Source organism: Paraburkholderia sp. FW306-02-B (assembly GCF_058782725.1).
Window position 1 is genome coordinate 3,865,652 of record NZ_JBYSXZ010000001.1, and the last position, 25,503, is coordinate 3,891,154.

Sequence of the window (25,503 nt, forward strand, 5' to 3'; positions counted from 1 at the left end):
TTATGTGCCGCTTATGCTTTGAACGCTCAGGCACGCGGCTTCATCAATACCTTGATCGAGTCGAGCGAGTTCGCGACCTTGATCGCCTCGTCCCATTCTTCCAGCGAAAAGCCGTGCGTGACAATGCCCTTCGACGTCACAAGCCCACGCGCCAGCAGATCGATCGCAATCGGATAACAGTATGGCCCGAGATGCGCGCCGCGCACGTCGAGTTCCTTGCGGTCGCCGATCACCGACCAGTCCAGCGTAGTCTCCGCGCCGAACACCGAAAACTCGACGAAACGCCCGAGCTTGCGAATCATGTCCATGCCCTGGTTGACGCCGATCGGCGCGCCGGTCGTTTCGATGTACACGTCGCAACCGTAGCCGTCCGTCAGCGAATGGATGATGGCCAACGCGTCGTCCTGTTTCGGATTGATCGTCACGTCAGCGCCGTATTCGCGCGCGAGCGCAAGGCGCTCTTCCACCAGATCGATTACGACCAGCTTCTTCGGCGTCTTCAGATGCGCGATTTGCGTCATCATCAGACCAAGCGGCCCGGCGCCCGCGATCACCACCACGTCGTCGAGTTGCAGGTCGCCGCGATTCACCGTATGAATGGCGCACGCCAACGGCTCGATGATCGCGGCGTCTTCGAGCGAGATGCCGTCGGGGATCGGGTGGACGATCGCGGTCGGCGGAATGCGCATGTACTCGGCCATACCGCCGTCCGCGACTTCGCGCTGGAAGCCGAAGATGTTGTGCACCTCGCACATCCAGTACTGACCGGATATGCAATAGCGGCACTTGCCGCACGGCACGATCTGTTCGGCGATCACGCGGTCGCCGATTTTCACGCCGAAATGGTCGGCCGCGCCTTCGCCGATTTCCTCGACGAACCCGAAGAACTCGTGGCCCGGAATCACCGGCGCTTTAACCCACGGGCTCGGCCCGCCCCAAAACATCTTCGCGCCCGAGTGGCATTTGCAATCGCTCGCGCAGATGCCGCATGCGGCGATGCGAATCACCAGTTCATGAGCGCGAGCATGAGGCTTCGTTACTCGCTCAACGCGGTAGTCTTTCGGCGCGTGGCAGACGATGGCTGTCATGTTCTGCTGGTCGGTTTGCGAGTCGTCGTGGTTTGTCATTGCATGATCCTGCTAAAAAGAGGAAGTCGGAGAAGCGTTACTTTCTGCGGTCGCGGCTGATGTAAATCGCGAGCAAAATGATTCCGCCCTTGATCACGTTCTGCACATAAGGGTTCACGCCGACCATGTTCAGGCCGTTGTTCAGCACGCCGAGCAGCAGCGCACCAATCAACGTGCCGATGATCGAGCCACGTCCGCCGGAGATCGAGGTACCGCCCATTACCACCGCGGCGATGGCGTCGAGTTCGAAGCCGACGCCCGCGTTCGGCTGGCCGCTCATCAAGCGCGCGGTCAACACGATGGCGGCGAAAGCGGAAGTCAACCCGGCAAGCGTGTAGACAATCAGCTTCACGCGCGCCACGCGCACACCGGACAGACGCGTCGCCTGCTCGTTGCCGCCGATCGCGTACACGTAGCGTCCGAACGGCATGCGTTCGAGCAACACCCACGCGATCGCATAGATCACCAGCATGATCACGACCGGCGCCTGAATGCCGAGGATCTTGCCGCTGCCGAAGAAGCTGACCCAGTCAGGCAAACCGTCGATCGGGTAGCCGCCGGTGTAGATCAGCGCGAGACCGCGCGCGATACCCATCGTCGCGAGCGTGACGATGATCGGCGGCATGCCGGCGAACGCAACGAAGAAACCGTTGGCAGCGCCGAAGCCCAGACCGACTGCCATGCCGATCGCCAAAGCAGCCACCGCATTCATCCCCGCTACCATCAAACCAGCGGCGAGCGTGCCCGCCAGCGCCATCACCGACCCAACCGACAGATCGATCCCGCCGGTCAGAATCACGCACGTCATACCGACGGCGATGATCGCGTTGATCGACACCTGGCGCAGCACGTTCTCCAGGTTCGCGCCGGAGAGAAAACTGTTGCTTGCGAACACCATCACGATGCAAACCACAGCCAAGCCGATGAACGGATAGAACAGCGTCGAGCGTTTCAAAGCGGTCCATGTAAGACGCAGTGGAGCGTCCAGCGTGTCGCCGTTGACGGTCGACGTTTTCGGCGAAGAAGAAGGATTAGGCGTGTTCATGTGTTGCTCCACGGGTGCCGGCTGTTGCATAGGTCATCACGGCGTTCGAGTCGATCCCGTCGCCTTCGAGCAGCGCCTCGATGCGGCCCTGCCGGAACACGGCGACGCGGTCGCACATGCCGACGATCTCCGGCAGTTCGGACGAGATCATGATGATCGAGTAGCCGCGCGCGGTGAGTTCGCGCATCAGCAGATAGATTTCGGCTTTGGCGCCGACGTCGATGCCTCGGGTCGGTTCGTCGAAGATCAGGATGTTGGTGTGGTGATTCAGCCAGCGCGCGATCACCACCTTCTGCTGATTGCCGCCTGAGAGCGTGGCGACCTCGGTATGCATCGTCGGCGCCTTGACGCCCACGCGCTTCATGATGTCGGCGGTCGCGCGCGCTTCGCTGCGCTGGTCGATGAAGAAACGCAGCGAGCGGTACTTGCCGAGGTTGTTGATCGAGATGTTCTGCTTGATCGAGAAATCGGTGATCAGGCCTTCGGTCTTGCGGCTTTCGGGCAGGATGCCGACGCCGGCTCGCAACGCGTCGGCGGGATCGGATAGCTTCGCGGCCGTGCCATTGATGCGGATTTCCTTCACGTATGCCGGGTCCGCGCCGATCACGGCCAGCGCGGTTTCCGTGCGGCCCGAACCGACCAGTCCGGCGAAGCCGAGAATCTCTCCCTCGCGCAACGAAAAACTCAGCACCGGACTGTCTTCAAGCAATTGCAGCTTGTCGACTTCGAGCACGGTCTTCGCGTCGGCGCGCAACGGCGGCTTAGGCGGAAAACTGCTTTCGATGCGGCGCCCCACCATCATCTCGACCAGGCGGCCCACATCGGATTGCGCGACCTCGGTCATGCCTACATACTGGCCGTCGCGCAGCACCGTAATGCGGTCGCACACCTCGAAAATCTCTTCGAGGTGATGCGAGATGAAAATCATCGCGACGCCCTGCTGTTTCAGCTCGCGCATGATCGCGAACAGATGCTCGGCTTCCGCGGGCGTGAGCGTTGCGGTCGGCTCATCCAGAATCAGAATGCGCGCTTCCAGCGACAACGCCTTGCCGATTTCGACGAACTGCTGCTGCGCGACCGACAACTCGCGAATCGGCACCGACAGATCGATCGCGACACCGAGCCGCTCGAAAATCGCCGCTGCCGCGCGCCGCATCTTGCCGCGTTCGAGCAGACCCAAACCGTTTTTCAACTCGCGGCCGAGAAACATATTCTCCACCGCGTTCAGATACGGAATCAGGCTGAACTCCTGAAACACGATGCCGACGCCCGCGGCGACCGCATCGTGATAGTTCGTGAAGTGGCGCACCTGGCCGTCAATCGTGATGGTGCCTTCGTCCGGCTGATAGATGCCGCACAGGATCTTCATCAGTGTCGATTTGCCCGCGCCGTTTTCGCCGAGCAATGCGTGAATCTCGCCGCGCGCAATGTCCAGGTGAATAGCTTGCAGCGCCTTCACGCCGGGAAAGCTTTTGGTGATCTGATCGAGTTTGAGAATCGTGTCCATCGGGTCCTCCTCTGCGGCGAGCTGCTGCACTCCGGAAGAGCGCGGCAACTCGCACTCGACTTACCAGCTGAAGCCCTTCGCATTGCTCTTGTCGACCATCTTCACGTCGACCGGAATCGCTTTCGGCACATTGGCGCCCCACTTCTTCGCCAACGCGACGCCGAGCGCGATGCGCACCTGGTCAGCCGGGAACTGTGCGGAGGTTTCGATGAACTTCGAATTCGGTTTCTGGATCGCGGCAATCGCTTCCGGCGCACCGTCGACACTGGTGAGCTTAATATCCTTGCCCGACGCTTCGATCGCCGAGAGCGCACCCATCGAGCCACCGTCGTTCACGCTGAACACGCCCTTCAGATTCGGATGCGCCTGGATCATGTTCTCGGTGACGGACAGCGCCGTCGCGCGTTCCTGCTTGCCGTTCTGCGTATCGACGAGTTTCACGCCCGGCACTTTCGCGAGCGCCGCCTTGCAGCCGCGCACGCGTTCGAGAATCGGCACGACCGGAATGCCGTCGAGAATCGCCACTTCACCGCTGCCACCGATCGACTTCGCCAGGTACTCGCACGCCATCTGCCCCGCGTCGAAGTTCTTCGACCCGACGAACGAATCGACCGGACCGTTCGCGTTTGCATCGACGGCGACCACGACGACGCCCGCCTTCTTCGCCGAGCTCACCGCCGACTGAATGCCGGTCGAATCGGTCGGATTCACGAGCAGGATGTCGATCTTCTTTTGCAGCATGTCTTCGACGTCGCTAACCTGTTTGCTGACGTCGTGATGCGCGTCGGTGACGACCACCGTTGCGCCCATCGTCCCCGCCGCGTCGTTCAACGCCTTTTGCATCGTCACGAAGTACGGGTTGTTCAGCTCCTGGAACGTCATGCCGATTTTCAACGGCGTGGCTTGTGCAGCAGGCGCGGCGATGAACGACAGGCCGAGCGCGAGCGCCGCGAATGCCTTCAACGACGTCTGCTTCGAAGTGAACTGGAATTGCGTCATGGTTGTCTCCGTTATTTAAAAGTGAGCACGCCCCTCACACTGTCCTGAACAGCGCGATGCGGGTTGAAACGCGGGTGAAATGAAACGCTTCGGCTTATCGCTTAGGCGGGGCGACGTATGGCTACGTCGGTGGATAAGCGGCGGCTACGGTGCGAGGCAAACCAGGCGCCGGCACGATCGCCGGGGCATCGTCGATGCCCGCGCCGCGCGCCGCCGCTTCTTCGGAAGCGTCGCGGCTCGCGTCGTTCAGTTGCTGATAGCGGCGAAACTTCGAAGGCGCCATGCCCTTGACCGCGAGGAACTGTCGATTGAAATTCGACAGATTGTTAAAGCCCGCCTTGAAGCAGATATCGGTCACGCTCAGGTCATCGTCCGTGAGCAACTGGCACGCGAGATTGATGCGCATCCGGTTCACGTACTGCACGAACGGCAGCCCGGTATGACGGCGAAAGTAACGTGAAAACGCACTGATACTCTGCCCGGCGAGCTGCGCCAGATCCGATTCGCGCAACTCGCCCGAGAGGTTCTTGCCGATATACGACAACGCGTGATTGATGCGGGTCGACGCGAAGCCCGTTGGATCGGCCTGGTATGCAGGGCTCGCGAGCGTCTCGCGATCCTCCGCGTTCATCAGTATTTCCAGCATCGACATGAACAGCACGAGACGGCGCAGCCCGCGCGCCGCCAGCAATTCGAGAAACAACGGCTGGATCGCCGCGCTCGTTTGCGCGCCGAACGACACGCCGCGGCGCGAATCGGCGAGCAGTGCTTCGACCTGACGCCATTCCGGAAAACTCTCGAGACAGCCCGACACGAATTCCTGGCTGAATTGCACAACCAGATTGCGCTGCGCGATAGTCTCGCCTTCCGGCACGTCGCTGACCCAGTTATGCGGCAGGTTCGGGCCCATCAACACCAGGTTGCCGGGCGCAAAGCCGCTGATATGGTCGCCGACGAACATCTTGCCGGTCGTCGCCACGATCAGATGGATTTCGTATTCGGGATGAAAGTGCCAGCGCACCGTGCGATACGGATAGCCATGCGACCACACTTTGAACGATTCGTCGCGGCGGACGGCAACGATTTCGAGATCGGGCTGCATCGCGTTCTCCTCTTGTCTTGTATAGCGAAAAGTAGACTTCTATCGCGTCATCCACCACTAAAAATGAAACCGCGGACCGATACTTTTTTGCATTCGGGTTAGTCCTGGCGCGCTTCAAGTCAAATTTGATGCGATGCAACAGGCTCGCTCAGACGCGACCCATAACGCGTTGCCTGACAGCCCATGCCGCCAGCGACCCCGTCACGCCGCGCCGCGCCACGAAAAGCCGTTCACGTCGGCTTGACTTTCGTTTCGGCGGGTACGATCATTCGCTCACATACAGAGCAAATGCTCCACCCAAGAAAAACGCACGCTCCAAGCCGTGCGATCAAGGACATTCAGGAGACGCACATGAACAGCGGGCAAGGCAGCGGCGCGGCCGCACAGGTGATCCTGCACATCGGCGCGGGATCGTTCCATCGCGCGCATCAGGCGTGGTACCTCCATCGATTGAACGAGGCGCGGCCGGCCGGCGAGCCGCATTGGTCGCTAACGGTCGGCAATATTCGCAGCGACATGAACGCGGTACTCGATGCGCTTGCCGCGCAAAAAGGTGTCTATACGCTCGAGACCGTCACGCCGCAGGGCGAACGCGCGTACGAGACGATTCGTTCGATCGAGCGCGTGGTGCCGTGGTCCGAGAGTCTCGATGCGCTGATCGAAGCCGGCGCCGATCCGGCCTGCAAGATCATCGCGTTCACCGTCACCGAGGGCGGCTATTACCTCGACGAACGGGACCAACTCGACACTGCCAACGCCGATCTCGCCGCCGATCTGAAAGGCGGCCACACCACGATCTACGGCGCGCTCGCGGCGATTCTCGACGCGCGCATGAAGCGCGGCGCCGGTCCGGTCACGCTGCAGACCTGCGACAACCTGCGCAGCAACGGCGAGCGGTTTCACGCGGGGATGAGCGAGTTTCTCGAACGGCGCGGCGCGGAAGAACTCGCGCAATGGTTCGACGACAACACCCTGTGCCCCAGCTCGATGGTCGATCGCATTACGCCGCGCCCCACCCCGGACGTGCGCGAGCGCGTCAAAGCCGCCACTGGTGTGGACGACGCGTGCCCGGTGATGGGCGAGGCGTTCATCCAATGGGTGATCGAAGACCGGTTTATTGCTGGACGTCCGGCCTGGGAAAAGGTTGGCGCGGAACTGGTCGACTCCGTGATGCCATACGAGGAAGCCAAGATCCGTATTCTCAACGCGACGCATAGCTGCATCGCGTGGGCGGGGACCCTGGCCGGCCTGAACTACATCCACGAAGGCACGCTGGACCGGGACATTCGCCAGTTCGCCTTCGATTACGTGACCGAAGACGTGATTGCCTGTCTCACGCCGAGTCCGCTCGATCTCGAACGCTATCGCGACGTGGTGCTCGAACGCTTCAGCAATCCGTATATCCAGGACACTAATCAACGCGTCGCGGCCGATGGCTTTTCGAAGCTCCCCGGCTTTATCGCGCCGACGCTCGCCGAATGCTTCGAGCGCGGCGCCACACCGGCGGCGACTGCGATGCTGCCGGCGTTGTTCTTCCGCTTCCTCGACCGCTGGCAAGCCGGCAAGCTGCCGTATGCGTATCAGGATGGCGTGATGGACGAGCGCGTCGCGCGGGGCTTTTTTGCGGCGCCCGATCCGTTGCAGGCGTTCGCCGCGGACCGGCTGCTGTGGGGCAGCATGGCGCAGACGCCCGAACTGGAATCGGCGTTGGCGGGCGCATTGGCGCGCGTCGACGTGTGGCTCGGCAAACGCGGCGCGGCTTGATTCAGCGCGGCTAATGTGACGTCTAATGCGGCGTCTAGTGCGGCGACCCGCGCCGTGGCTGGCGCCGCATCAACTCACCACGGTGCCAGGCTTAATGCGCATGGCACCGCCCGCCATGTGCGGCTAAAGTAGCGCATCTCTAACGACGAAGGTTCCGCGCCCATGTATCTTGGCATCGACCTCGGCACGTCCGAAGTGAAAGTCCTGCTGCTCGCCTCCGATGGACGCGTGATCGGCACCGCGGGCTCACCCTTTACCGTTTCGCGTCCGCATCAGCGTTGGGCCGAACAGAATCCCGCCGACTGGTGGGCCGGCACGCGCACGGCATTGGCGGCCTTGCGCGCCAGACATCCCGACGAATTCGCTCAGATTCGCGGCATCGGCCTGTCGGGGCAGATGCACGGCGCCGTGCTGCTCGACGCGCGAGATCGCGTGCTGCGGCCCGCGATCCTGTGGAACGACATGCGCAGCGACAAGGAGTGCGCGGAACTGACCGAGCGCGCACCGGAACTGCACCGCGTCGCGGGCAATCTGGCGATGCCGGGGTTCACCGCGCCGAAGCTGCTATGGGTCGCGCGTCATGAACCGGAAATCTTCGCGCAGACCGCCTGCGTGCTGCTGCCGAAGGATTACCTGCGTCTGCAACTGACCGGCGGCAAGGTCTCCGATCCATCGGATGCGGCCGGCACGCTGTGGCTCGACGTCGCCAAACGCGACTGGTCCGATTCGCTGCTCGCCGCCTGCGACATGACGCGCGCGCAGATGCCGCGGTTGTGCGAAGGCAGCGAGCCATCCGGCACCCTGCGGCCCGAAGTGGCACGTGAATTCGGCCTGAGCGACGGCGTGATCGTCGCGGCCGGCGGCGGCGACAATGCGACCAGCGCGATCGGCATCGGCGCGACGCAACCCGGCGACGGCTTCGTGTCGCTCGGCACGTCGGGCGTGCTGTGCGTGGTCGGCGATAGTTTCAGACCGAATCCGGCCTCCGCGGTGCATGCGTTCTGCCACGCAATTCCGGATCGCTGGCATCAGATGAGCGTGGTGCTGTCGGCTGCGAGTTGTCTGCGCTGGGTCTGCAAGCTCACCTCCACCGACGAACCGACGCTGCTCGCCGAAATCGAGGCGCTCGCACCCGCCGCGTTGAACACCGCGCCGCTATTCCTGCCGTATCTCTCGGGCGAACGCACGCCGCATAACGATCCGTATGCGCAAGGCGTGTTCTTCGGCATGAACCACGCGACCGATCGCGCGTCGCTCGGCTATGCGGTGCTCGAAGGCGTCACGCTCGCCTTGACCGATGGCCTCGACGCGTTGCGCGCGGCCGGCACCGAGGCGAAGGCGCTCTCGCTGCTGGGCGGCGGCGCACGCAGCGACTACTGGGCCCAACTGCTCGCCGATGCGCTCGCCACTGCCACCCGCAAGCACGGCGGTGGCGAAACCGGCGCGGCGCTGGGCGCGGCTCGCCTCGGCTGGCTGGCGGCCGGCGGCGACCCCGCCAAGGTGCTGACCAAACCGCCGATCGAAAAGGAGTTCACGCCGAACCCGCAACGGCATGCCGAGCTACGCACGCGCCTAGAAGCGTATCGCGCGCTCTACCGCCATGTGCGGCCGCTGTTCGACCCGGCGCGGCAGCCGCTCGCCTAACCCGGAAAACCGCAGCCGCTGCTCACGTTGCGATACGTTGCGAGGCGAGCATCGGCTGCTATCATCGGCGCACTAAAAGCGAAACGTCACCGTGCCCAAGTCCACCGAAAAACTCGACCTCGCCACGCGCGCCGCGTGGCTTTACTACGTCGCCGGCAATACCCAGAGCGAAATCGCCGAGAAACTGCAGGTGTCGCGCCCGGTCGCGCAACGGCTGGTCGCCTTCGCGGTGGAGAAGAATCTGATCCGCGTGCGGGTCGATCATCAACTGGCCGATTGCCTCGCGCTCGCCGATCAGCTGTCGAAACGCTACGGCCTGAGCATGTGCGAAGTCGTGCCGATCGACAGCGACACGACGGAGGAAGTCGACCGCAAGCTGGCGGTGGCCGGCGCTCAGGTGATGGAGCGCTATCTCGGCGAAGAAAAGCCGATGGTGGTCGCGGTCAGCAGCGGCCGCACGCTGAAGGCCGCGGTCGATCAGATCGCGCAGCTGGAGCGTCCGCAGCACCGGTTGGTATCGATGGTCGGGGCGATCGCCTCGGACGGCTCCTCGAACCGCTACGACGTCGCGCTGCACATTTCCGAGAAGACCGGCGGCAAGCATTTTCTGCTGCCCGCGCCGCTACTCGCCGATAGCGAAGCCGAGCGCGCGCAGTGGTGCAATCACCGGCTGTACCGGATCGTCGAATCGCTGTCGGCTCAGGCGGATGTCGCGTTTGTCGGCATCGGCAATATCGGGCCGAAGTGTCCGCTGCACGAAGACGGCTTCATTACGTCGGCGGAAGTGAAGGAGTTGATGCAGAACGGCGCGGTCGCCGAAATGCTCGGCCTGCCGATCGACGCCGCCGGCGCGCACGTCGAATCGCCGACCGGCCGGCGCGTCACCAGCATCGCGCTCGACACGCCGCCCAAGCGCCCGACCATCGGCTTTGCCGGCGGTGCGCGCAAGCGCGAAGCGGTGATCGCGGTACTGAAAGGCGGCTGGCTGTCGGGACTCGTGACGGACGAACTGTGCGCACGGGCGGCGCTCGACGCCTGAACGCGGTGCCGAGCCGGACTTCCACGATCCTCGTGCGTGAATAAAAAGAAAGCGGCGCGTCCGCCGCTTTCCTGATCGTCACGCGGCCAGTACTTCGACAATCTTGCGCTGGAATGCTTTGCCTTCGCTGTCGAACAGATGGCAGTGCTCCGGCGTCGCGCCGAGTTTCTGCGTCGCGCCTTTCGACTGGCGATCGAGCGGCGGAATCCGCGCAATCAACCCATCCGGCGCGACGCTCGATTCCGCGTACAGATAGGCGGCGTCGCCGAGCGACTCGACTGCCATCGTGCGGGCCGAGACGCCGTCTTCAGTCGTGCCGACATGCAGATGCTCCGGACGAATCCCCACCGTCACCTTGTCGCCCTGCTTGACGGTGGACGGTTCCACCGCGACGCGCTGCGTCTCGCCGGTGTCATAGAGCACCGTGACGCCGTCGCGCGACACCGACTGCACCACACCTTCCATGAAGTTCATTTTCGGCGAGCCGATGAAGCCCGCGACGAAACGGTTGGCCGGCGCGTGATAGAGCATCGTCGGGCTGCCGACCTGCTCGACGTTCCCCGCCGACAGCACGACGATCTTGTCGGCCAGCGTCATCGCCTCGACCTGATCGTGCGTCACGTAGATCATGGTCGTCTTCAATTCGTCGTGCAGACGCGCGAATTCGAGGCGCATCTTCACGCGCAGCGCGGCGTCGAGGTTCGACAGCGGTTCGTCGAACAGGAACACCTTCGGCTTGCGGGTAATCGCGCGGCCGATCGCGACGCGCTGACGCTGACCGCCCGAAAGCTGCTTCGGTTTGCGATCGAGCAGATGGTCGATGTGCAGAATCTTCGCCGCGTTGCGCACCGCCACGTCGATCTCGGGCTTCCTGGTGCCCGCGAGTTTCAGGCCGAACGCCATGTTGTCGTACAGCGTCATGTGCGGATACAGCGCGTACGACTGGAACACCATCGCGATGCCACGCTTGGCGGGCGGAATGTCGTTCACACGCACGCCGTCGATGGTCAGATCGCCGCCGCTGATGTCTTCGAGGCCGGCGATCATCCGCATCAGCGTCGATTTACCGCAACCGCTCGGGCCCACGAACACGACGAACTCGCCGTCAGCGATGTCGAGGTTAATGTCGCGCATCACTTCGTTGTCGTCGTAGCGCTTCGCGATATTGCGCAGAGTCAGGCTTGCCATGATGTGTCTCCGTGTAATGCTGTGTGTTGCGTTTCCGTTGCTCTAGCTGCTTGGATTCGTTGGATATGCTGCGGTTTTGACCGCGCTCAGGGCGTGGCCGCTGCCACGCTCAGCGTCCATTGCGCGACCAGTTCCGGCAACTGCTGCATGTCGTCGAATACATGGCGCGCGCCGGCCGCGTGCAACGCGTCGATCTGCGCATCGCTCGCATGACCGCCGCCGATGAAGCCCAGCACCGTCATGCCCGCAGCGGTCGCGGCCGTCACACCTGTGACGCTGTCTTCGACCACGAGGCATGCCGAGGGCGCCAAACCGAGACCTCGCGCCGCGGCCAGATAAACGTCGGGCGCGGGTTTCGGATTCGGCACCGCGTCGGCGCAAAAAATGCGATTGCCGAAAAACCTGACAAGGCCGGTGCGCGCCAGCACCGACTCCACATACGGCCGGAAGCTGTTGCTCGCGCACCCTTTGGTCAACGGCACCTGCGCCAGAGCGGCCTCGATGCCCTCGACCGTGTGCGCCTGCATCGCCGCCGCTTCCACGGCCCGCCGGATCGCATCGATATCGTCGGCGGACAGGCTTTTGCCGAGTTGCGTCGCCGTGCCTTGCAGCACCTTCTCGATGCGCAAACCGAGCAGCGGCAGCACCACCGGCTCGACGTCGGTATCGGGCCAGCGCGCTTCCAGTTCGTGCACCAGCATGTGCGCCGCCACGGCTTCGCTGTCGATCAGCACGCCGTCGCAATCGCAGATCAGCGCGAACTGACCTACATTCGTGCTTGCACTCGTGCCTGCCGTCATTTGACCGCCCCGAAGGTGAGGCCACGCACCAGTTGCTTCTGCGACAACCAGCCGACGATCAGGATCGGCGCGACCGCCAGCAGCGAAGCCGCGGACAGCTTGGCCCAGAACAGACCCTCAGGACTCGAATACGACGCGATGAACACGGTCAGCGGCGCGGCGTGCGAACTCGACAGGTTGATGCTCCAGAACGCTTCGTTCCACGACAGGATCACCAGCAGGAGCGCAGTGGATGCGAGCCCCGGCAGCGACATCGGCATCAGCAGATAGACGATTTCCTGCCAGGTCGCGGCGCCGTCGATACGCCCCGCTTCGAGAATGTCGCGCGGAATTTCGGCGAAGTACGTGAACGACATCCACACCGCAATCGGCAAATTGATCAGCGTGTAGACGATCACGAGACCCGACACCGTATCGAGCAGCCCGCTGTTTTTCCACAGCAGATAGATCGGCACCAGCACGCCGACCGACGGCATCATCTTGGTCGACAGCATCCACAGCAGCACTTTCTGCGTGCGGCGCGTCGGAAAGAACGCCATCGCGTACGCGGCCGGCACGGCGAGAATCAGGCACAACACCGTGACGCCCGCCGAGATCAGCACCGAATTCCACGCGAACGAAAAGTAATTGCTGCGCGCGAACACCTCGCGAAAACTATCGAGCGTCGGGATGAAGAACAGTGAAGACGAATAGGCCTGCTGCTCGGTCTTGAACGCGGTGATCGTCATCCAGAAGATCGGGAAGAACAGGAGCAGCGCGACCAGCCAGGCGATCACGCCCGGAATGCCGCGGCGAATCGCGTCGAACGGCGACTTGGCCGGCACGGTAATGGCAGTAGCGGGCGCCGCGCTCGACGCCGGTGTAGAGGCAACGTGGCTCATTTTTCGTACTCCCCTTTCAGGTTCTTCGCGAGCATCCGCACGAGGAAGAACGACACGATGTTGGCCAGCACGACAGCAAGAATGCCGCCCGCGGACGCCAGACCGACGTCGAACTGTTGCAGGCCCAACGAATAGATCAGGTACGACAGATTGGTGGTCGCGGTGCCCGGACCGCCGCCCGTGGTCGTATAGATTTCGGCGAAGATCGACAGCAGGAAAATCGTTTCCATCATCACCACCACCGCGATCGCCCGTCTCAGGTGCGGCAGCGTGATGTAGAAGAACATCGAGAACGGACCCGCGCCGTCGATGCGCGCCGCTTCCTTCTGCTCCTGATCGAGCGACTGGATCGCGGTGAACAGAATCAGGAACGCGAACGGCAGCCACTGCCACGCGACGATCATGATCACAGCGGTAAGCGGATAGTCGGCGAACCAGTCGATCGGCTGCATGCCCATCGCGCGCATGCCGCTCGCTACCAGGCCGTACACCGGATGCAGGATCATGTTCTTCCAGATCAGCGCGCTCACAGTCGGCATCACGAAGAACGGCGCGATCGCGAGCAACCGCGCGACGCCTTGACCGTAGAACTTGCGGTCGAACAGGATCGCCATCAGCACGCCGCCGACCACCGTGATCACCAGCACCGAGATAATCAGTTCGAGCGTGTGCCCGATCGACGGCCCGAACGACGGGTCGCTGGCGAGATATATGTAATTGTCGAAACCGGCGAAGCCTTTGAGATCCGGATTCAACAGGTTGTAGCGCGAGAACGAAAACCAGATCGTCATCGCGAGCGGAATCGCCATCCACAGCACCAGTACGCCGACGGACGGCGAAACTAGCCAGCGGGCGGAATTGGCCTTGCTGACTTCGCGTTCTTTTTCTGTCTGGGGATGGGCATGCATGAGAGGCAGGCGCAGAGGACGCATGATTGACCACCTGTTCGGTAATGCGCGGGCCAGCGGGACGGCTCGCTGTGCTGCGTGAGCCGGCTGACGGGCGTCAGCCGGCGCGTTTCACGTTACTGGGTTGCCTACAGCGCGGCTTACTTCTGATACCCGGCCTGTTTTACCGCGCGGTCGGCGGTTGCCTGACCGGCTGCCAGCGCCTGATCGACCGTCATCTGTCCGGCAATCGCGCCGGAGATGCTCTGACCGACCACCGTGCCGAACGACTGGAACTCAGGAATGCCGACGAACTGCACACCGGTGTACGGCACGGGCTTCAGCGTCGGATGATCCGGGTCGGCCGTTTCGATCGCCTTCAGCACGAAATCGCCGAACGGTGCAGCCTGCTTGTACTCAGGACGCGCGTACGTCGATTGACGCGTTCCCGGCGGCACTGAAGCCCAGCCCTCGTCCTTCGCCACCAGTTCGATGTACTGCTTCGAGGTCGCCCACGTGATGAACTTCTTCGCCGCGTCCGGCTGCTTCGACGACTTCGGAATCGCCAGCGCCCACGCCCACAACCAGTGCGAACCCTTCGGCGTGACCGCAATCGGCGCGGCGGCGAAACCGACCTTGTCCGCGATCTGCGATTGCTGCTTGTTATAGAGCATGCCGGCCGCCACCGTCGCGTCGATCCACATCGCGCATTTGCCCGACGACATCAGCGTGAGGTTCTCGTTGAAGCCGTTCGAGCTCGCTCCTGGAGGGCCGTCTCTTTTCAGCAGATCGACGTAGAACGTGATCGCCTTCTTCCATTCCGGCGACGTGAGCTGCGCATTCCATTTCTCGTCGAACCAGCGCCCGCCGAAGGTGTTCACCACCGTCGTGCCATACGCCATGTTTTCGCCCCAGCCCGCCTTGCCGCGCAGGCAGATGCCGTACATGCCGTTGGCTTTGTCGGTGAGTTTGTCGGCGAATTGCGCGATCTGCTCATAGGTCGGCTGATCGGGCATCTTCAGGCCCTTCGCCGCGAACAGGTCTTTGCGGTAGTACGTCATCGAGCTTTCGACGTAGAACGGCAGCGCGTACAACTGGCCACCGGTGGAGAGGCCGTCGCGGGCCGTCTTCACGACGTCGTTCAGATCGTAATCGGCGGGCAGGCCGGTGAGCGGCGCGAGCCAGCCGCGCTTGCCCCATTGCGGCGTTTCGTACGCGCCGATCGTCATCACGTCGAACTGGCCGCTGCCGGTGGTGATGTCGGTGGTGGCGCGCTGACGCAGCACGTTCTCTTCGAGAATCACCCAGTTCAGCTTGATGTCCGGATTCGCCTGCTCGAAAGCGGGCGACAGCTTCTTCAGTTCGATCATGTCCGGATTGTTCAACGTCGCGATCGTCACCGTGCCCGCCGAGGCGTTCAACGCGGCGCATGCGACAGCGCCGGCACTAACCGCCTTCAGGGCGGATTTGAGAGCTGGTTTCATGTCTTGTCTCCTTTCTCGTACGTTATGTGATGCTGCGTGTGTTCTGCGGTGTGTCCTGCGGTTTGTTCCGGGATTTGTTCCAGGTTGGTTCGATGATGAGCCGCGTTCAACTCATCCAGTTGCCGCCGTCGACATTCAGCGTTTGCGCGGTGATGTAGTCGGCGTCCGCCGACGCGAGAAACAGCGCGGCGCCGGTCAGATCGTCCGGCACGCCCATGCGGCCGAGCGGCACCGCTTCACCGACAAGGCGCTTCTTCTCGCCGAGCGGCCGGTTTTCATAGCGGGCGAAGAGCGCGTCGACCTCATTCCACATCGGCGTATCGACGACACCCGGCGCGATGCCGTTCACATTGATCTTGTGCGGCGCGAGCGCCAGCGCCGCAGATTGCGTATAGCTGAGCACGGCTGCTTTGGTCGCGCAGTAGTGCGACACCAGCGCCTCGCCGCGCCGTCCGGCTTGCGACGACATATTGATGATCTTGCCGCCACGGCCCTGCTCGACCATCTTCCGGGCGACGGCTTGCATCAGGAAGAACATGCCCTTCACGTTGACCGCGAAGAGGCGGTCGAACACGTCCCAGGATTCGTCGAGGATCGGGCGCATATCGAACAGCGCCGCATTGTTGAACAGGATGTCGATCTGGCCGAAGCGCGCGAGCGTACTCGCGACAATGCGTTCGATATCGTCGCGACGCGTCACATCAGCGCTGACGGTGAGGACCCGGTCGGCGTGGCCGGCGAGCAGCGCTTCGCCAAAACTGTCGGCCGGCTTCACGTCGACCAGCACGACGCGCGCGCCTTCATCCAGATATCGCCGGGCCACGGCTTCACCGATTCCGCTTGCCGCGCCCGTAAGAATGGCCACCTTGTCTTGCAATCGTGCCGCCACCGCTTGTCTCCGGTTCGTTTTGCTTCTTGAGGCGCAGCGAGCGAACGCTCATTGCGCGAACAATTGCTCTGCTTGTGATCGAATGATCGGATACGCACCGGGTCATGTCAAGCCGCGCGAGCAGATTTCGATGGTGCAGCGCGGCAGGCGTTCAGCGCCTCGTCTCCGGCACGATTCGCACTCGTACGGGAAACCGCGAACGGCCGATCCGCTTTCTGCTCGACGCGCTGACAAAAACTCAAGATATGTTATATCATTTCGATCTTGCTTCACTTCGAAGCCTTGTCCGTTCGTCAGGAGGTCCGCGCTGATGGCTACCACGATTGCAGAACACTCCGCCGTGCGGCTTGCGCATGCCGAAGCGCACGCCGCCCTGCACGGCCTCGCGCTCACGCCGCTGCGCCGCCAGGTGTACGCCGCGATCATCGCCAGCGACCGGCCGGTCGGCGCCTATGAACTGCTGGATGCGCTCGAACCGCAGCGCGGTCGCGTGCCGCCCACCACCGTCTACCGCGCGCTGGACTTCCTGCTGGAGCACGGCTTCGTTCATCGGATCGAATCGAAGAATGCGTTTTTTGCCTGCTGCGAAGTCGGCGTACCGCATCGCAGCCAGTTTCTGATCTGCGACCGGTGCGGTGCGACCGTCGAGATTCCCGGCGGCGAACTCGCCGAACAGCTGTCGCATAGCGCGCCGGCGCACGGCTTTGAAGTGCACCGCCAGGTGGTCGAACTGAGCGGCCTGTGCGCGGTATGCGCCCACGCCGCCAAGCCCGCCAGCGCGTCGCGATGAACGCGGGCGCCCGCCATTCCTAACGTTTGTGGTTCATTCAACTCTCACGCAACAGAGAACAACGATGAAAAAAATCGACTCGATGTGGAACGCGGCGCGCCGTGCGCTGAAGCTGTCGAAGTACGTGGCCGTGGGCGCCGCGGCGTTCGCGCTCGGCCATGGCGCGTTTGCCGCCGACGCGAAAATCCCGGTGGTCGCGGCGGAAAACTTCTACGGCGACGTGGTGCAGCAACTGGGCGGCGACCGGGTCGACGTGACGAGCATCCTCAGCAACCCCGATCAGGACCCGCATCTGTTCGAAGCCAGCCCGAAGACGGCGCGCGCGTTGCAGCGCGCGAGCCTTGTGGTCTACAACGGCGCCGATTACGATCCGTGGATGGCCAGGCTGCTCGCCGCCGCGAAGAACGCGAAGCGCACTACGATCGTCGCCGCCGAACTCGTCGGCAAGAAGAGCGGCGATAATCCGCACCTGTGGTACGAACCGTCGACCATGCCCGCGGTGGCCCGCGCGGTGAGCGCAGCGCTCGTCGCGGCTGACCCGGCGCACAAGTCGGCGTACGATGCGAACCTCGCGAAGTTTCTCGATTCGCTCAAACCGATCGACGCCAAGGTCGCCGAACTGCATGGCCGCTACGCGGGCGTGCCGGTGACGGCGACCGAGCCGGTGTTCGGCTACATGTCGGACGCGGTGGGCCTGACGATGCGCAACCTGCGCTTCCAGCTGGCGACGATGAACAACACCGAAGCAAGCGCGGCCGATATCGCCGCGTTCGAACGCGATCTGCGCGAAAAGCGCGTGCGCGTTCTGATCTATAACAGCCAGGCAACCGAGGCCCTGACCAAACGCATGTTGAAGCTCGCGCAGCAATCGAAGGTGCCGACCATGAGCGTCACCGAAACCGAACCGGCCGGCAAGACCTATCAGACGTGGATGCTGACGCAGCTCGACGCGCTCTCCACGGCGCTGGCCGCGGGCGATGCAAGCGGAGCCAGCCAGGGCGCCTCAGCCAGCAAAGGAAAAACGCCATGAATGTGACTGGCCGCAGCGCGCCAGCGAATGCACCCACAAGCGCGCCCGCCAACGCGCGAGGCAACGCGCCCGTGCTCGAACTCGAGCACGTGACGCTGGAACTCGGTGGCCGCACGATCCTGCGCGACACGGGCTTCGTGGTCAACCAGGGCGAATTCATCGGCGTGCTCGGGCCGAACGGCGCGGGCAAAACGACGCTGATGCGCGCCGTGCTCGGTCTCGTACCGGCGGTCAGCGGCGCGATTCGCGTGCTGGGGCAGCCGGTCGAGCGCGGCAATGCGTCGATCGGCTATATGCCGCAGACGCGTAGCGCACTGGCAGGCCGGCGCGTGCGCGGCCGCGATTTCGTCGCGATGGCCGCCGACGGCCACCGCTGGGGCGTGCCGCACGCGGACAGCAAAACCCGCGCGGATGTCGAGCGGGTGCTGGAGCTGGTCGGCGGCCGTGCGCTGGCCGCGCGGCCATTGTCGGAACTGTCGGGGGGCGAGCGTCAGCGTCTGCTGCTGGCGCAATGCCTGCTCGGCAATCCCAAGCTGCTGCTGCTCGACGAACCGTTGATCAGTCTCGATCCGCATCATCAGAAGAGCGTGGTCGAACTGGTGCGGCGCGTGCAGCACGAACTCGGCATCGCCGTGCTGTTCTCGGCGCATGAACTGAATCCGCTGCTGAATTCGCTCGATCGCGTGCTGTATCTGGGCAGCGGTGTCGCCGCGCTCGGCACCGTCGATGAAGTGATTACCAAACCCGTGCTGTCGCGTCTGTACGGTTCGCCGATCGACGTGATGCGCGTGAACGGCCGCATCTTCGTGATGTCGGGCGACGTCGAAGTCGAAAAGCACGATCACGAGCACGAACACGACGAAAACGGTGGCCATAGCCACGCGCACAACCACTCACACACGCACGACTCACGCGACGGACACACGCACGATGTTTGAATACGATTTCATGGTGAACGCGTTCGCGGCGTCGGGGATCGTCGCGGTGCTGTCGGGAGTGGTCGGCTATTTTCTGGTGATGCGTGGACAGACCTTCGCGGGTCACGCGCTATCGCATGTCGGCTTCACGGGCGCGACCGGTGCGGTGCTGATCGGCATCTCGCCGATCTGGGGAATGATCGGCTTCACGCTGGCCGCGGGTGTCGGCATGGGCGCGCTCGGCGAGCGGCTTGCCGGACGCGACGTGGCGATCGGCGTGATCCTGTCGCTGTCGCTCGGCTTCGGTTTGCTGTTCCTGCACTTCTTCACCGCGTACGCGACGCAAGTCACCGCGCTGCTGTTCGGTAATGTGCTCGGCGTGAATGCGTCGACGCTCGGCGTGCTCGCGGGTCTGGGCGTCGTCAGTTTGCTGGCGCTCGCGGCGATCATGCGGCCGTTGCTGTTCGCTTCGTTGCAGCCGGAATTGGCCGAAGCCAAGGGTGTGTCGCTGCGTCTGGTGTCCGTGCTGTTTCTGGCGATCGCGGCGCTGGCGGTAGCGGCATGTACGCAGATCGTCGGCGTGTTGCTGGTGTTCACGCTGATGGTCGGCCCGGCCGCCGCTGCGCAGAACATGACGACACGGCTCTCGACCGGTCTCGTGCTCGCAGCCGTGTTCGCGCTGTTGCAGGCGTGGCTGGGTCTGACGCTGGCGTTCTATACCGACTGGCCGACGAGCTTCTGGATCACCGTGCTGTCGGCGCTGGTGTATGGCGGGAGTTTGCTGAGGCGGCATTGAGCGGCACTGAGCCGCGCTCGCTGCGGTGGCGACGGCACGCTTGCATGCCGTCGCATCACTCCGCGCTATTTCAATCGAGCAGCACCTTCGCGTGATGCGCGATGTGAGCTTCGATGAAAGTCGAGATGAAGTAGTACCCGTGGTCGTAGCCCGCGTGGCGGCGTAGCGTCAGCGCCTGTCCTGCGGCCTTGCAAGCAGCTTCGAACACGTCCGGGTTCAACTGCTCGGCGAGAAACTGATCCGCCAGTCCCTGATCGACCAGAATCCCTGCCGCGAACTTATGCGACGCCTGCGCGACCAGCTCGCTCGCGTCGTACTGCTTCCACATCTCACGGTCTTCACCCAGATAACCGCCGAACGCCTTCTTGCCCCAAGGGCACCGTGAAGGCGCGGCAATCGGCGCGAACGCCGACACCGAGCGGTAAATCTCCGGGTTGCGCAGCGCCAGCACCAGCGCGCCATGACCACCCATCGAATGCCCGAAAATGCCGAGGCGCGCGCCGTCCACCGGCAGATTGGCGAGCACCGTTTCGCGCAGCTCGTCGCGCACGTACGAGTACATCCGATAGTGCTTCGACCACGGCTCTCGCGTCGCATCGACGTAGAAACCCGCGCCCACGCCGAAGTCCCACGCCGCGCTTTCGCCCGGCACGCCCGCACCGCGCGGACTCGTGTCCGGCGCGATCAGAGCAATGCCGTATTGCGCGGCAAAGCGCTGCGCGCCGGCCTTGATCGGAAAGGTCTCTTCGGTGCAAGTCAGGCCTGCGAGATAGAACAGCGCGGGCACGTTCGCGTTGGCCTGCAATGCCTGCGGCGGCAGATACACCGAGAAGCGCATCGACAGACCAATGGTCTGCGAGTCGTGCCGGTAGATGCGCTGCTCGCCGCCGTGGCAGGCGTGCGACGACAATAGCTCAAGCATCGCGATGCTCCTCGCTCAGTTCAGAATTATTAGTACAGCACGACCGAGCGGATCGACTCGCCCTTCTTCATCAGATCGAAGCCTTCGTTGATCCGTTCGAGCGGCAGACGGTGCGTGATCAGGTCGTCGATGTTGATCTTGCCTTCCATGTACCAGTCGACGATCTTCGGCACGTCGGTGCGGCCACGCGCGCCGCCGAACGCGGAGCCCTTCCACTCGCGACCGGTCACCAGCTGGAACGGACGCGTGCTGATTTCTTCGCCCGCTGCCGCCACGCCGATGATGAACGACTGCCCCCAACCCTTGTGCGTGCATTCCAGCGCCTGGCGCATCACCTTCGTGTTGCCGATGCATTCGAACGAATAGTCGGCGCCGCCATCGGTGAGTTGCACGATGTGATCGACCACGTTTTCGACTTCGTTCGGGTTGATGAAGTGCGTCATGCCGAACTTCTTCGCCAGCTCAACCCGGCCCGGGTTGAGATCGACGCCGATGATCCTGTCAGCCCCTACCATTTTGGCGCCCTGGATCACGTTCAGGCCGATGCCGCCGAGACCGAACACCACCACGTTCGCGCCCGCTTCCACTTTCGCCGAATACACGACCGCGCCGACGCCCGTCGTCACGCCGCAGCCGATGTAGCAGATCTTGTCGAACGGTGCGTCTTCACGCACCTTCGCCACCGCGATTTCCGGCACGACGATGTAGTTCGAAAACGTGGACGTGCCCATGTAGTGAAACAGCGGCTTGCCGTCGAGCGAGAAACGCGACGTGGCATCGGGCATCAGACCCTTGCCCTGCGTCGAGCGGATCGCCTGGCAGAGATTGGTCTTGCGCGACAGGCAGAACTTGCACTGGCGGCATTCCGGCGTGTAGAGTGGAATCACGTGATCGCCCTTCTTCAGCGTGCCGACACCCGGGCCGACATCGACGATCACGCCGGCACCTTCGTGGCCGAGAATCGCCGGGAAGATGCCCTCCGGGTCCGCGCCCGACAGCGTGTAGTAGTCGGTGTGGCAGATGCCCGTCGCCTTCACTTCAATCAGCACTTCACCGGCGCGCGGCCCTTCCAGATCCACTTCCTCGATCGTCAACGGGGCGCCGGCTTTCCATGCGATTGCTGCTTTGGTCTTCATCGTGAATGCTCCTATGAGTCTGTGAATGCGTGGCGCGTCGCGGCGAAATTTCTCGCGGCGCGCCGGTGTCGCGGTTCGGCTGCGGCAGTTATCTCGTGTACCGCGCGACGCACCGATGGTGTGGCTGGCGCGCGGCAGCGCGTCCCCACGAATAACTTAGCGCGCGAAAGTCGTCATGGTATTGCAAAGTGCGTCGCGGCATTGTCTGAACGTGACATCGGCCCGGTTACTGGGCCTTGTCTTCGCCAAACCAGGTTTCGACGCGGCCATAGAGATCGAGAAAGCGCGCGTAACGCCCGGCGAGCGCTGCATCGCCTTGCGGACCGGCGACACGCGTTGCGCCCGGCGCCAACGCCGCCAGATCGCCCGCATGCCAGTGGCCGCTCGCGAGGCCGCCGAGGATCGCCGCGCCACGCGGCGCCGCGTTGGGACAATCGACCGCATGCAGCTCGACGTCGAGCGCGTCTGCAAGCAACTGCCGCCAGCGCGCATCCACGGAACCGCCGCCGGCGAGCTTCAATGTGGCGACCGTCGCGCCACTCTGGCGAATCGCATCGAGCCCGGCGCGCAACGAGAACGCCACGCCTTCGAAAGCCGCGCGCATCATCGTGCCGCGCGTGTGATCGAGTGCGAGGCCGAGCCAGCCTCCACGCGCGGCCGGATTGAGCCAGGGCGTGCGCTCGCCGGTGAGGTACGGGAGAAACGTAAGGCCCGCTGCGGCGGCTTCGGTGCCGCCGAATGCATCACCGGACGCATCACCGAATGCTTCCCGATAAGCATCGGCCCACTCATACGACAGCCAGCCCCGCACACGTTCAAGCGCGACGCCAACGTTTTGCATCGCCGCCATCTGATACCAGTGATCGCTCGCCGCGCGATAACGATGCAGGCCTCGCACCGCGGCCGGCGTGTGTTCGGCAAGCACGACGATCTGTCCGCCGGTGCCGGTGGTGAGCAGCGCGTCGCCGTCGCGAGCGAGGCCGCTGCCGAGCGCCGCGCATGGCGTATCGGCGGCGCCGGTCGCGAGCACGATGCCGGCGCGCAGACCGAGCGTTTGCGCGGCCTGCTCCGACAACATGCCGCCCGCCGCATACGCGGGCGCCAACGGCGCAAACCATTCATGCGGCAGCTCGAGCCGGTCGAGCAACGCGCGATCCCATACGCCTGCGGGATCGGCAAGCGCGGTCGCGCAGGCATCGGACGGATCGGTCGCGACCACGCCGCCCAAGGCGACGCGCAACCAGTCCTTAGGTTGCAGCGCCCAACGCGTCTTTTGCGCGGACTGCGGCTCATGCTGCACGATCCAGCGCAGCAACGGACCGGCCATGCCGGGCGCAACAGGATTGGCTTGCGGCTCAGGCCATAGATCGAGCAACGTCAAGGCACGCGTGTCGGGCCAGAGCATCGCGGGGCGCACCGCTTCGCCATCGGCGTCGATTAACACGACGCCGTGCATCTGTCCGGAGAAGCCGATCGCCTGAACGTCGCGACGCAAATCGGCGGGCAAACGCGCCGCCGCTTCGCAGAGCGCGCGCCACCAGGTTTGCACCGACGTTTCCGCCCAACCGGGATGCGGTGTATCGAGCGCATAAGCGACGCTCGCCGCCGCTTGCTCGCGGCCGTTTTCGTCGACGATTGCTACTTTGAGAGAGCCGGTGCCGAGGTCGATGCCAAGAAAACTCATGGGCGAAAAAACGTCAGGTCAGGCATGGGAATAAGCACGCAGAAGGTGCCGGGAACGGTGCATTGTCCATCATCGCGTGCCCGCTTCGGAAACGCGTTCAAACTCACGCGGAAAACCGTAATTCGCGGGTTAACCCCGCCACGCCGCGAGCCACACGAAAACAGCACTATGCGCCCAGCGAGATACACCTCATTGATTCTCACACATATCACCTGAAGTCGGGCCGCGCCGCGCGGCGCCATGCGTCGCCGCTGCATAGGGCTTGCCGCCGTTTTGCGCGGTGCGCGCATTTCTTTTGGCTTTCAACCGACCCTCGCGCATATCATCACCGGGAATGCCGGAATAGGCCCCAGTGGTCTTGTTGCACTTTTTCGTTCCGCATACCTTGGAGCCATCCCAAAACGAGATGGTGGAGAGAGACAAAATGCAATCGAACACGGTTCACCCGTGCGACGAGCGGCTGCCCGCGGGCCAGTTGCTCACGCTCGGCATTCAGCACGTTTTGGTGATGTACGCAGGCGCAGTTGCGGTGCCGCTGATCATCGGCGCGGCGCTCAAGCTGCCGAAAGACCAGATCGCGTTCCTGATCAGCGCCGATCTGTTTTCCTGCGGCATCGCCACGCTGATTCAGACGCTCGGTCTGTGGATCTTCGGCATCCGTCTGCCGGTCATCATGGGTTGCACGTTCGCCGCCGTCGGTCCGATGGTCGCGATCGGCACCAATCCGTCACTCGGCATTCTCGACATCTTCGGCTCGACGATCGCGGCCGGGGTGGTGGGCATCATCCTCGCACCGGCGATCGGCAAGTTGTTGCGCTTCTTCCCGCCGGTCGTGGTCGGCGTGGTGATCTCGGTGATCGGTCTGTCGTTGATGGAGGTGGGCATCAACTGGGCAGCCGGCGGCGTCGGCAATCCTGACTACGGCAATCCGGTGTATCTGGGCCTGTCACTGCTCGTGCTGATGCTGATTCTGCTCATCAACAAGTTCGCCAAAGGCTTTATCGCCAACATTTCCGTGCTGCTCGGCATCGTGGCGGGCTTCGTGATCGCGCTGGCGCTCGGCCACGTCAACATGGAAGGTGTTACGCATGCACCGTGGGTCGGCTTCGTGATGCCGTTCCACTTCGGCCTGCCGCATTTCGATCCGCTCTCGATCGCGACGATGGTCACCGTGATGTTCGTCACCTTCATCGAATCGACCGGCATGTTCCTCGCGGTCGGCGACATGGTCGATCGTCCGGTCGATCAGAAGACGCTGGTGCGCGGCCTGCGCGTCGACGGTCTGGGCACGCTGATCGGCGGCATCTTCAACTCGTTCCCGCATACCTCGTTCTCGCAGAACGTCGGCCTGATCGGCGTGACGGGCGTAAAGAGCCGCTTCGTTTGCGCGATGGGCGGCGTGATCCTGGTGCTGCTGGGCCTGTTTCCGAAGATGGCGCAAGTGGTGGCGTCGGTGCCGGCCTTCGTGCTCGGCGGTGCGGGCATCGTGATGTTCGGGATGGTCGCGGCGAACGGCATCAAGGTACTGTCGAAGGTCGACTTCGTGAAGAACCACCACAACCTGTTCATCGTCGCGGTGAGTATCGGTCTGGGTCTGGTGCCGGTGGTGTCGCCGCAATTCTTCTCGAAGCTGCCGCCTACCCTGTCGCCGCTCCTGCATAGCGGGATCTTGCTGGCGTCGGTGTCGGCGGTAGTGCTGAACCTGATCTTCAACGGCGTCAAAAGCGAGAAGAAAGCGCAGTGTGAAATTCGCAGGGCAGGGCACGATTTCGACGGGCGCGGCGGCAATGAACCGCAACGTGACGAGATGGCGCGGGCAGCGGACGTGCATTGAGCGTCACACGCTAGCGAGCGCCGCGCAGGCGCTGCGGA

23 protein-coding genes are annotated in these 25,503 nt (G+C 63.4%); 8 read left to right on the plus strand and 15 right to left on the minus strand.

What is annotated here, in order from left to right; translation table 11 throughout:
* Positions 1 to 26: 26 nt before the first annotated feature.
* The 5 genes from AC3WOG_RS17205 to AC3WOG_RS17225 form a co-directional block, all read right to left on the minus strand.
* On the minus strand, positions 27 to 1,127 hold the full coding sequence (locus tag AC3WOG_RS17205; protein WP_492579096.1) for an alcohol dehydrogenase catalytic domain-containing protein: 1,101 nt from the start codon (positions 1,125 to 1,127) through the stop codon (positions 27 to 29).
* Positions 1,128 to 1,164: 37 nt separating this feature from the next.
* Positions 1,165 to 2,172: an ABC transporter permease gene (locus tag AC3WOG_RS17210; protein WP_492579097.1), complete on the minus strand. Its 1,008-nt coding sequence runs from the start codon at positions 2,170 to 2,172 to the stop codon at positions 1,165 to 1,167.
* A complete protein-coding gene (locus AC3WOG_RS17215) occupies positions 2,159 to 3,679 on the minus strand; it encodes a sugar ABC transporter ATP-binding protein (protein WP_492579098.1) in 1,521 nt (506 codons plus the stop codon). Before AC3WOG_RS17215 ends, AC3WOG_RS17210 begins: the two co-directional genes overlap by 14 nt.
* Before the next feature lie 60 nt (positions 3,680 to 3,739).
* Positions 3,740 to 4,678 carry a substrate-binding domain-containing protein gene (locus tag AC3WOG_RS17220; protein WP_492579099.1) on the minus strand — a complete coding sequence of 313 codons (939 nt, stop codon included), beginning with the start codon at positions 4,676 to 4,678 and terminating at the stop codon, positions 3,740 to 3,742.
* A 121-nt stretch (positions 4,679 to 4,799) separates the two neighbouring features.
* Positions 4,800 to 5,780 carry an AraC family transcriptional regulator gene (locus AC3WOG_RS17225; protein WP_492579100.1) on the minus strand — a complete coding sequence of 327 codons (981 nt, stop codon included), beginning with the start codon at positions 5,778 to 5,780 and terminating at the stop codon, positions 4,800 to 4,802.
* A gap of 351 nt (positions 5,781 to 6,131) precedes the next feature.
* Between AC3WOG_RS17225 and dalD the strand changes: the two genes are divergently transcribed.
* The 3 genes from dalD (at position 6,132) to AC3WOG_RS17240 (ending at position 10,227) form a co-directional block, all read left to right on the plus strand.
* Positions 6,132 to 7,544 carry a D-arabinitol 4-dehydrogenase gene (gene dalD / locus AC3WOG_RS17230; protein WP_492579101.1) on the plus strand — a complete coding sequence of 471 codons (1,413 nt, stop codon included), beginning with the start codon at positions 6,132 to 6,134 and terminating at the stop codon, positions 7,542 to 7,544.
* A 162-nt stretch (positions 7,545 to 7,706) separates the two neighbouring features.
* Positions 7,707 to 9,188 carry a xylulokinase gene (xylB, locus tag AC3WOG_RS17235; RefSeq protein WP_492579102.1) on the plus strand — a complete coding sequence of 494 codons (1,482 nt, stop codon included), beginning with the start codon at positions 7,707 to 7,709 and terminating at the stop codon, positions 9,186 to 9,188.
* Positions 9,189 to 9,279: 91 nt separating this feature from the next.
* Complete coding sequence (locus AC3WOG_RS17240) at positions 9,280 to 10,227, plus strand: sugar-binding transcriptional regulator (protein WP_492579103.1); 948 nt, start codon at positions 9,280 to 9,282, stop codon at positions 10,225 to 10,227.
* A gap of 78 nt (positions 10,228 to 10,305) precedes the next feature.
* Here the strand turns inward: AC3WOG_RS17240 and AC3WOG_RS17245 are convergent, their stop codons facing one another.
* From AC3WOG_RS17245 to AC3WOG_RS17270, 6 genes are all read right to left on the minus strand, one after another.
* A complete protein-coding gene (locus AC3WOG_RS17245) occupies positions 10,306 to 11,415 on the minus strand; it encodes an ABC transporter ATP-binding protein (RefSeq protein WP_492579104.1) in 1,110 nt (369 codons plus the stop codon).
* A gap of 86 nt (positions 11,416 to 11,501) precedes the next feature.
* The gene (locus AC3WOG_RS17250) at positions 11,502 to 12,215 is read right to left on the minus strand and encodes an HAD family hydrolase (RefSeq protein WP_492579105.1); all 714 of its coding nucleotides are present in this window, start codon (positions 12,213 to 12,215) and stop codon (positions 11,502 to 11,504) included.
* Complete coding sequence (locus AC3WOG_RS17255) at positions 12,212 to 13,096, minus strand: carbohydrate ABC transporter permease (RefSeq protein WP_492579106.1); 885 nt, start codon at positions 13,094 to 13,096, stop codon at positions 12,212 to 12,214. Before AC3WOG_RS17255 ends, AC3WOG_RS17250 begins: the two co-directional genes overlap by 4 nt.
* Positions 13,093 to 14,028, minus strand: coding sequence for a carbohydrate ABC transporter permease (locus AC3WOG_RS17260; protein WP_492579107.1), 936 nt, complete (start codon positions 14,026 to 14,028; stop codon positions 13,093 to 13,095). The genes AC3WOG_RS17255 and AC3WOG_RS17260 overlap by 4 nt, the downstream gene beginning before the upstream one ends.
* A 116-nt stretch (positions 14,029 to 14,144) precedes the next feature.
* Positions 14,145 to 15,467 carry an ABC transporter substrate-binding protein gene (locus AC3WOG_RS17265; protein ID WP_492579108.1) on the minus strand — a complete coding sequence of 441 codons (1,323 nt, stop codon included), beginning with the start codon at positions 15,465 to 15,467 and terminating at the stop codon, positions 14,145 to 14,147.
* Between the two features lie 106 nt (positions 15,468 to 15,573).
* Positions 15,574 to 16,356, minus strand: coding sequence for an L-iditol 2-dehydrogenase (locus AC3WOG_RS17270; RefSeq protein ID WP_492579109.1), 783 nt, complete (start codon positions 16,354 to 16,356; stop codon positions 15,574 to 15,576).
* Positions 16,357 to 16,666: 310 nt separating this feature from the next.
* Between AC3WOG_RS17270 and AC3WOG_RS17275 the strand changes: the two genes are divergently transcribed.
* The 4 genes from AC3WOG_RS17275 (at position 16,667) to AC3WOG_RS17290 (ending at position 19,889) form a co-directional block, all read left to right on the plus strand.
* Complete coding sequence (locus AC3WOG_RS17275) at positions 16,667 to 17,146, plus strand: Fur family transcriptional regulator (RefSeq protein ID WP_492579110.1); 480 nt, start codon at positions 16,667 to 16,669, stop codon at positions 17,144 to 17,146.
* A 64-nt stretch (positions 17,147 to 17,210) separates the two neighbouring features.
* A complete protein-coding gene (locus tag AC3WOG_RS17280) occupies positions 17,211 to 18,176 on the plus strand; it encodes a metal ABC transporter solute-binding protein (protein WP_492579111.1) in 966 nt (321 codons plus the stop codon).
* A complete protein-coding gene (locus tag AC3WOG_RS17285) occupies positions 18,173 to 19,114 on the plus strand; it encodes an ABC transporter ATP-binding protein (RefSeq protein WP_492579112.1) in 942 nt (313 codons plus the stop codon). The genes AC3WOG_RS17280 and AC3WOG_RS17285 overlap by 4 nt, the downstream gene beginning before the upstream one ends.
* The gene (locus AC3WOG_RS17290) at positions 19,107 to 19,889 is read left to right on the plus strand and encodes a metal ABC transporter permease (protein WP_492579113.1); all 783 of its coding nucleotides are present in this window, start codon (positions 19,107 to 19,109) and stop codon (positions 19,887 to 19,889) included. The genes AC3WOG_RS17285 and AC3WOG_RS17290 overlap by 8 nt, the downstream gene beginning before the upstream one ends.
* A 70-nt stretch (positions 19,890 to 19,959) precedes the next feature.
* Here the strand turns inward: AC3WOG_RS17290 and fghA are convergent, their stop codons facing one another.
* From fghA to AC3WOG_RS17310, 4 genes are all read right to left on the minus strand, one after another.
* Positions 19,960 to 20,811, minus strand: coding sequence for an S-formylglutathione hydrolase (gene fghA, locus AC3WOG_RS17295; RefSeq protein ID WP_492579114.1), 852 nt, complete (start codon positions 20,809 to 20,811; stop codon positions 19,960 to 19,962).
* A 29-nt stretch (positions 20,812 to 20,840) separates the two neighbouring features.
* Entirely contained in the window at positions 20,841 to 21,947 is a 1,107-nt protein-coding gene (locus tag AC3WOG_RS17300) for an S-(hydroxymethyl)glutathione dehydrogenase/class III alcohol dehydrogenase (RefSeq protein ID WP_287200425.1), read from the minus strand.
* 226 nt (positions 21,948 to 22,173) lie between these two features.
* Entirely contained in the window at positions 22,174 to 23,631 is a 1,458-nt protein-coding gene (locus AC3WOG_RS17305; RefSeq protein ID WP_492579115.1) for a xylulokinase, read from the minus strand.
* Between the two features lie 189 nt (positions 23,632 to 23,820).
* Positions 23,821 to 24,054: a prephenate dehydrogenase gene (locus AC3WOG_RS17310; RefSeq protein ID WP_492579116.1), complete on the minus strand. Its 234-nt coding sequence runs from the start codon at positions 24,052 to 24,054 to the stop codon at positions 23,821 to 23,823.
* A 1-nt stretch (position 24,055) separates the two neighbouring features.
* Here AC3WOG_RS17310 and AC3WOG_RS17315 point away from each other — a divergent pair, with 1 nt between their 5' ends.
* Positions 24,056 to 25,465 carry a nucleobase:cation symporter-2 family protein gene (locus AC3WOG_RS17315; protein WP_492579117.1) on the plus strand — a complete coding sequence of 470 codons (1,410 nt, stop codon included), beginning with the start codon at positions 24,056 to 24,058 and terminating at the stop codon, positions 25,463 to 25,465.
* Positions 25,466 to 25,503 lie beyond the last annotated feature (38 nt).

Coding starts and splice junctions, on each gene's coding strand:
- AC3WOG_RS17275 (WP_492579110.1), top strand. CDS start 16,667: ATGGCTACCACGATTGCAGAACACTCCGCCGTGCGGCTTGCGCATGCC.
- AC3WOG_RS17210 (WP_492579097.1), bottom strand. CDS start 2,172: ATGAACACGCCTAATCCTTCTTCTTCGCCGAAAACGTCGACCGTCAAC.
- AC3WOG_RS17215 (WP_492579098.1), bottom strand. CDS start 3,679: ATGGACACGATTCTCAAACTCGATCAGATCACCAAAAGCTTTCCCGGC.
- AC3WOG_RS17300 (WP_287200425.1), bottom strand. CDS start 21,947: ATGAAGACCAAAGCAGCAATCGCATGGAAAGCCGGCGCCCCGTTGACG.
- AC3WOG_RS17250 (WP_492579105.1), bottom strand. CDS start 12,215: ATGACGGCAGGCACGAGTGCAAGCACGAATGTAGGTCAGTTCGCGCTG.
- AC3WOG_RS17290 (WP_492579113.1), top strand. CDS start 19,107: ATGTTTGAATACGATTTCATGGTGAACGCGTTCGCGGCGTCGGGGATC.
- AC3WOG_RS17205 (WP_492579096.1), bottom strand. CDS start 1,127: ATGACAAACCACGACGACTCGCAAACCGACCAGCAGAACATGACAGCC.
- AC3WOG_RS17315 (WP_492579117.1), top strand. CDS start 24,056: ATGCAATCGAACACGGTTCACCCGTGCGACGAGCGGCTGCCCGCGGGC.
- AC3WOG_RS17265 (WP_492579108.1), bottom strand. CDS start 15,467: ATGAAACCAGCTCTCAAATCCGCCCTGAAGGCGGTTAGTGCCGGCGCT.
- AC3WOG_RS17260 (WP_492579107.1), bottom strand. CDS start 14,028: ATGCGTCCTCTGCGCCTGCCTCTCATGCATGCCCATCCCCAGACAGAA.
- AC3WOG_RS17280 (WP_492579111.1), top strand. CDS start 17,211: ATGAAAAAAATCGACTCGATGTGGAACGCGGCGCGCCGTGCGCTGAAG.
- xylB (WP_492579102.1), top strand. CDS start 7,707: ATGTATCTTGGCATCGACCTCGGCACGTCCGAAGTGAAAGTCCTGCTG.
- dalD (WP_492579101.1), top strand. CDS start 6,132: ATGAACAGCGGGCAAGGCAGCGGCGCGGCCGCACAGGTGATCCTGCAC.
- AC3WOG_RS17220 (WP_492579099.1), bottom strand. CDS start 4,678: ATGACGCAATTCCAGTTCACTTCGAAGCAGACGTCGTTGAAGGCATTC.
- fghA (WP_492579114.1), bottom strand. CDS start 20,811: ATGCTTGAGCTATTGTCGTCGCACGCCTGCCACGGCGGCGAGCAGCGC.
- AC3WOG_RS17305 (WP_492579115.1), bottom strand. CDS start 23,631: ATGAGTTTTCTTGGCATCGACCTCGGCACCGGCTCTCTCAAAGTAGCA.
- AC3WOG_RS17245 (WP_492579104.1), bottom strand. CDS start 11,415: ATGGCAAGCCTGACTCTGCGCAATATCGCGAAGCGCTACGACGACAAC.
- AC3WOG_RS17285 (WP_492579112.1), top strand. CDS start 18,173: ATGAATGTGACTGGCCGCAGCGCGCCAGCGAATGCACCCACAAGCGCG.
- AC3WOG_RS17225 (WP_492579100.1), bottom strand. CDS start 5,780: ATGCAGCCCGATCTCGAAATCGTTGCCGTCCGCCGCGACGAATCGTTC.
- AC3WOG_RS17255 (WP_492579106.1), bottom strand. CDS start 13,096: ATGAGCCACGTTGCCTCTACACCGGCGTCGAGCGCGGCGCCCGCTACT.